5 protein-coding genes are annotated in these 6,000 nt (G+C 69.6%); all 5 read right to left on the reverse strand.

Annotated elements, in window-relative coordinates; genetic code table 11:
- Positions 1 to 188: 188 nt before the first annotated feature.
- The 5 genes from AMK19_RS29450 to AMK19_RS29470 all read right to left on the reverse strand — a co-directional run bounded on the left by AMK19_RS29450 (position 189) and on the right by AMK19_RS29470 (position 5,886).
- A complete protein-coding gene (locus AMK19_RS29450) occupies positions 189 to 1,139 on the reverse strand; it encodes a DUF881 domain-containing protein (RefSeq protein WP_073817290.1) in 951 nt (316 codons plus the stop codon).
- 9 nt (positions 1,140 to 1,148) lie between these two features.
- A complete protein-coding gene (locus AMK19_RS29455) occupies positions 1,149 to 1,481 on the reverse strand; it encodes a small basic family protein (RefSeq protein ID WP_035860433.1) in 333 nt (110 codons plus the stop codon).
- Entirely contained in the window at positions 1,478 to 2,458 is a 981-nt protein-coding gene (locus AMK19_RS29460) for a DUF881 domain-containing protein (protein WP_443135051.1), read from the reverse strand. The genes AMK19_RS29455 and AMK19_RS29460 overlap by 4 nt, the downstream gene beginning before the upstream one ends.
- Positions 2,459 to 2,653: 195 nt before the next feature.
- Positions 2,654 to 5,149, reverse strand: a complete 2,496-nt coding sequence (locus AMK19_RS29465) for a mannose-1-phosphate guanyltransferase (RefSeq protein WP_073817296.1) — start codon at positions 5,147 to 5,149, stop codon at positions 2,654 to 2,656.
- Positions 5,150 to 5,274: 125 nt separating this feature from the next.
- Entirely contained in the window at positions 5,275 to 5,886 is a 612-nt protein-coding gene (locus AMK19_RS29470; RefSeq protein WP_073817300.1) for a CDP-alcohol phosphatidyltransferase family protein, read from the reverse strand.
- Between the last annotated feature and the right edge of the window lie 114 nt (positions 5,887 to 6,000).

Genomic DNA, 6,000 nt, shown 5'->3' on the forward strand with positions numbered 1-6,000 from the left:
AACTCACGGGCGAATCCCCTTGCGTGTGACAGAACCGCCCGCGGGGCAGGGTTCAGGGCTCGGTGTGGCGGTAAGCCCGGCATCCGGCCGGAAACTGACGATCGACAAGACCCAGTGTCGCCGACTCCCTGCGGGCGCCCACCACCGGGGGCTTCCCGCAGCTGACGAACCGTACGGAGCGCGCCCCGTCACTTCGCCGCCGGCTTGCCGTACTGCAACGGCTGCGGGGTGGCCAACACGTCCACCACCACCTTCTGCTGCTGGACGATGGTCGCCCGCGCCTGCTGCTTCTCCAAGCTGCGCACCACACCACCGGGAATGTTCAGCGCCGGAGTCAGATCCTGCGGGTTGCCCACCACGGTGAAGCGGAACGGCTGCGACACGCTCTTCCCGTCGATCCGCACACCGCTGCCCGAAGCGTTGTCGGTGAAATACGTCCCGGCCACCACGCGCACGTCGTTGATCTGAATCGCCTCCGCCCCCGCCGCTCGGAGTTCCTGCAGGGTGTCCAGCAGCATATCCGCCTTCACCTGCCCTTGGGGATCATCGATCGTCAGCACGATCCCCGGACCGGTCGCCTTCTCCGTCCCCGCCAGCACCCCCAGCTCGGACGCCCGCTTCCGGGTCTGCTCCTGCGCCTCCTTGGCCTGGTTGGACGAGTTCTCCAACTGCGCCAGGTTCTGCTCCAGCTGCGTCTTCTCGAACTGGAGACGCTGCTGCCGGCCGTCCAGTTCGTCCAGGATCCGCACCAGGTCCTCCTGCCGCGCCCCGCGCAGCTGGCTGTGGTCGTTCGTCGACCGCACCTGGATCGCCAGCGCCAGCCCCAACGCGAACAGCAGCAGCGCCACCACCAACTGGCCGCGCGACACCCGCGGCGGCCACAGCGCCGCCTTCAGCCGCTCCCGGCCGTCCGACGGCAACGCCACCGGCACCGGTGCGGCCTGACGCGCCGCCGCCGGCTCCTCGGCCTTCTCCGCCACCGTCCCGGACTCGGCCGCGGGCTCGGGCTCGGGCTCGACCTCTGGCTTGACCCGGGGCGCCGCCGTCTCCGGCTCCTTCGACTGCTCCGGCTGGTCCGGTTCCTTCGCCTCGGCCGGCTGCTCCTGGCCCTGCTCCTGCGGCTTCTGCTCCTCGCTCACAACCGCCCCCTAGGCCCTGAACACATGCCGGCGGATCGCCGCCGCGTTCGAGAAGATCCGGATGCCCAGCACCACCACCACGCCGGTGGACAGCTGCGAGCCCACGCCCAACTGGTCGCCCAGGAACACGATCAGCGCGGCCACCACCACGTTCGACAGGAACGACACCACGAAGACCTTGTCGTCGAAGATCCCGTCCAGCATCGCCCGGACACCGCCGAACACCGCGTCCAGCGCCGCCACCACCGCGATCGGCAGGTACGGCACCACCGCGTTCGGCACCTCCGGCTGCACGAAGATGCCGACGACCACGCCGATCACGAGACCCAGTACGGCAATCACGGTGTAGCTGCTCCTGTTCCGGTGGGAGTGGACTTCGCACTCGAATGCGTGGACTTCGACGGCGTCGGCGACTTCGACTTCGTGGGCGCCGACGACTGCGGTGCGGGCGACGAGGACTGCGGCGCCGGCGACTGCGACGGCCCGGGCGACGGCTCCGGCGACTCCGGCCCGGCCACCCGCAGCGTCACGCCCAGCGCAGCCGGCAGCGTCACCGACTTCTGCGCGGACACCGTCGAACGGATTCCGTAACTGTCCTGGATGACCTTCAGGTAGTGGCCGCCCTCGTTCTCCTGGAACGCCTGCGCCAGCCGCGGCCCGTCCCCGATCGCCAGCAGTGTGTACGGCGGCACCAGCGGCCGGTTGTCCACCAGGATCGCGTCGCCCGCGGCCCGGATCGCCGACAGCGCGGTCAGCCGCTGCCCGTTCACCGACACCGCCTCCGCGCCCGCCAGCCACAGGCCGTTCACCGCGTACTGGAGGTCGTGGTCCTGCACCCGGCCCTTGTTGCCGAAGCCGTCCGCGTTCCGCGGGTTGCTCACATTGCCGCCGGTGCCCGTGCCCGCCGCGTCCTCGATCACCAGCTTGACGCCCGGCCCGGCGATCTCCCCCGTCCCGGTCTGCGCCGCCAGCCGCGCCAACCCGCCGTCGTCACCGGACTGCAGCGCCTGCGCCTGGGCGTCCGCAACCTTGTCGCGGTCCTCCTCGACCTGCCGCTGCAGCGCGTCCGCCGCCTTGTTCGCGTCGTTGACCCGGCTCACCAGGGCGTCCCGCTCCTGCGCCAGGACGGGCGCCGCCTCCTGCGTGTTCACCGCCCCGACCGTCACCACCGTCGTCGCCAACGCCAGCCCCAGGGCCAGCACCAGCCGCCCCTTCGCCGTCGCCGGCAACCGCGACCGGCCCTCCGCCCCGCGCGCCCGGGCCGCTTCCGCGTACCCGTCGTCCAGCGAGTGGTCCATCACGGTGGTCAGCAGGGACATCGATGCGTCCGGACGGCGGAATCGCCCGTCCGGGTCATTCGGCGTCGACGTTGCTGGCATGCGCCACATCGTTTCACGACCGCGCAGCGGCCCACGACCAGCCCCCGGGCCCCCAGGACCTGTTCGGCACACGATCGTGACAAACGCCCGGAGGGGGCGGACCCGCAGGCCCGCCCCCTCCAGAACTTCTCCGCACTACCTCCCGGCGCCGTCCACGACCGCGGCCCATTCGTCGAGCAGCCGCTCCGTCGCCTCGTCGTCCGGGCCCTCCGCCCACAGGTGCGTGACGGCCTCCGCCGGGTCCGGCAGCACCAGCGTCCACCGGCCGTCGGCCTCGACCACCCGCACCCCGTCCGTGGTGTCCAGCTTGCGGTTGCCCGCCGCCTCCACCACCGAACGCATCACCATGCCCTTCGCGGCCCACGGCGTCGCGATGTCCCGCTTCTGGATGTGCGCCTGCGGGATCCGCGCGTCGATCTGACTCAACGTCAGCTGCGTCCGCGCCACCAGGCCCACCAGCCGGACGAACGCCGCCGCGCCGTCCAGCACCCCGGAGAACTCCGGCACCACGAAACCGCCGCGGCCGTCGCCACCGAAGATCGTGCCGTCCGCCGCCGCGGCCTTCGCCAGGTCGTCCGGCGAGGTCGTCGTCCAGATCACCTGGGTGCCGTGGTACGCCGCCACCTGCTCGGCGATCCGGGTCGTCGTCACCGGCAGCGCCACCTGCCCGGCCCGGCGCTCGGCCGCGACCAGGTCCAGCAGCACCAGCAGCGCCCGGTCGTCCTCGATCACCCGGCCCTGCTCGTCCACGAAGGACACCCGCTCGCCGACCGGGTCGAACCGCACGCCGAACGCGGCCCGCGAGGACGCCACCAGCTCGCCCAGCCTGGCCAGCGCCGCCCGCCGCTCGTCCGCGCCCTCGGTCGGCCGCGCCTCGTCCAGGCCGCCGGCCACCGTCAGCGTCTCCACCCCGAGTCGGCCCAGGATGCTCGGCAGCACCAGCCCCGCACTGCCGTGCGCGGCGTCCACCACCACCTTCAGCCCGGCCTCCCGCACCCCGGTGGTGTCCACCGCCCGCAGCAGGTTCGTCGCGTACGAGTCGAAGACGCTCGCCGGGTGCAGCAGGTCGCCGATCTCGCCCGGGAACGCCCGCCGGAACTCCTGCCGCGCGTACACCCGGTCCAGCTTCCGCTGCCCGGCCTGCGACAGGTCCGCACCGCGCTCGTCGAAGAACAGGATGTCCAGCGAGTCCGGCACCCCCGGCGTGGTCCGCAGGAAGATCCCGCCCGCACTCCCCCGCGCCGTCGCCTGCCGGGCCACCGGCATCGGCACGTTCTCCAGGTCGCGCACGTCGATCGCACTGGTCTGCAGCGACGAGATCATCGCCCGCTTCAACGCCCGCGCACCACGCGAGTGGTCACGCGCGATGGTGACGGTGGCACCCTTCTTCAACGTCGTCGCGTACGCCCCCGCCAGCCGCACCGCCAGCTCCGGCGTGATCTCCACGTTCAGGATGCCCGACACGCCGCGCACCCCGAACAGGTGCTCCTGGCCGCGGGACTCCCAGATCACCGACGTGTTGACGAACGCGCCGGCCTCGATCGTCTTGAACGGGTACACCCGGACGTTGCCCGCGATGATCGACTCCTCGCCGATCAGGCACTCGTCGCCGATCACCGCCCCTTCGTCGATCCGCGCCGCCTGCATCACGTCGGTGTTCTTCCCGACCACGCACCCGCGCAGATTCGACTGCGGCCCCACGTACACGTTGTCGTGCACCACCGCCTTGTGCAGGAACGCGCCGCGCTTCACGACCACGTTCGACCCCAGCACGGTGTGCTCGCGCAGCTCCACGCCGGCCTCGACCTTGGCGTAGTCGCCGATGTACAGCGGCCCGCGCAGCACCGCCTCCGGGTCCACCTCGGCGCCCTCGGCCACCCACACCCCGGGCGAGATCTCGAAGCCGTCCAGCTCGACCTGGACCTTCCCCTCCAGCACGTCCGCCTGGGCCTTCAGGTAGCTCTCGTGGGTGCCCACGTCCTCCCAGTAGCCCTCGGCGACATAGCCGAACACCGGCTTGCCCTCCTTGAGCAACTGCGGGAACACGTCGCTCGACCAGTCGACCGACTCCCCCGCGGCCACGTAGTCGAACACCTCCGGCTCCATCACGTAGATACCGGTGTTCACGGTGTCCGAGAACACCTGCCCCCAGGTGGGCTTCTCCAGGAAGCGCTCGACCTTGCCCTCGTCATCAGTGATCGTGATACCGAATTCCAACGGGTTCGGCACCCGGGTCAGGCACACCGTCACCAGTGCGCCCTTCTCCCGGTGAAAAGCAATCAGCTCGGAAAGATCAAAATCCGTCAGCGCGTCACCGGAGATCACCAAAAACGAATCGTCCCGCAGCGCGTCCTCCGCGTTCTTGACGCTGCCGGCCGTCCCCAGCGGTGTTTCCTCGTTGGCATAGGTGAGGTGAATCCCCAGTTCCTCACCGTCGCCGAAGTAGTTCTTCACCAGCGACGCCAGGAACTGCACAGTCACCACGGTGTCAGTGAGGCCGTGCCGCTTCAGCAACCGCAGCACGTGCTCCATGATCGGCCGATTGGCGACCGGCAACAGTGGCTTGGGCATGCTGGAAGTCATCGGGCGGAGTCGAGTGCCCTCCCCGCCCGCCATCACAACGGCTTTCATTACGGGTGCGTCCTCCTTCGCGGTGGTGAACCCCTGCGGGTCCATCAAACCGGTCCGACGCATGTCTACCCGGAAGAAATGATCCGACTCACCGTGGAGGCCGTGTGAAACGTCTCAGCCCGATCTCAAACAGCAGCCGTACGCTCCGCCTGCAGCATCTGCCGAGCCTGAACGGCATACATCGCGCCGGCCCACCAGTACAGCGTCGTCCCCCACCAGATGAACGCCCAACTCACCACTTCCGCAACCCGGTGCACCCATCCGTCACCGACCCCCAGCAGCAACAGCGGAAACGCGTACATCAGATTGAACGTGGCCGCCTTCCCCACAAAACTCACGTTCAACGGCCCGTATCCGGCCCGGTTCAGCCGCAGCAGCACCACCCCGACGAACGCCTCCCGGGCCACCAGCAACGCCGTCAGCCACCACGGCAGGATCTCCCGCCACGTCAGCCCCACCAGCGTCGACACGATGTACAGCCGGTCCGCCGCCGGATCCAGCAACTGCCCCAGCCGGCTGACCTGCCCCCACCGCCGCGCCAGCTTCCCGTCCAGATAGTCACTGACGCCACTCAGCATCAGGATGACAATCGCCCACCCGTCATTCTTCGGCCCCCCGAAGACCGGCCACAACACCAACCACAGAAAGATCGGCACGCCCACCAGCCGAGCCATGCTCAGCAGATTGGGAATCGTAAGGACCCGGTCGGTCTGGACGCGCGTCTCCTGAACCTCCACGGTGGGGAGCCTCCTGTGGTACCAACGACAAGTGTGCGGAATTGACCTTACAACAGAAAAGCCCCCTGACATCCCGTCAGGGGGCTTCTCCAGAAAGATTGTTCGGCGGCGTCC

It is taken from the genome of Kitasatospora sp. CB01950, assembly GCF_001905465.1.
Taxonomy (GTDB): Bacteria; Actinomycetota; Actinomycetes; order Streptomycetales; family Streptomycetaceae; genus Kitasatospora.

Excerpts from the sequence above, each read along its gene's own strand:
- AMK19_RS29460 (WP_443135051.1), bottom strand. The coding sequence starts at position 2,458 with ATGTCCCTGCTGACCACCGTGATGGACCACTCGCTGGACGACGGGTAC.
- AMK19_RS29465 (WP_073817296.1), bottom strand. The coding sequence starts at position 5,149 with ATGAAAGCCGTTGTGATGGCGGGCGGGGAGGGCACTCGACTCCGCCCG.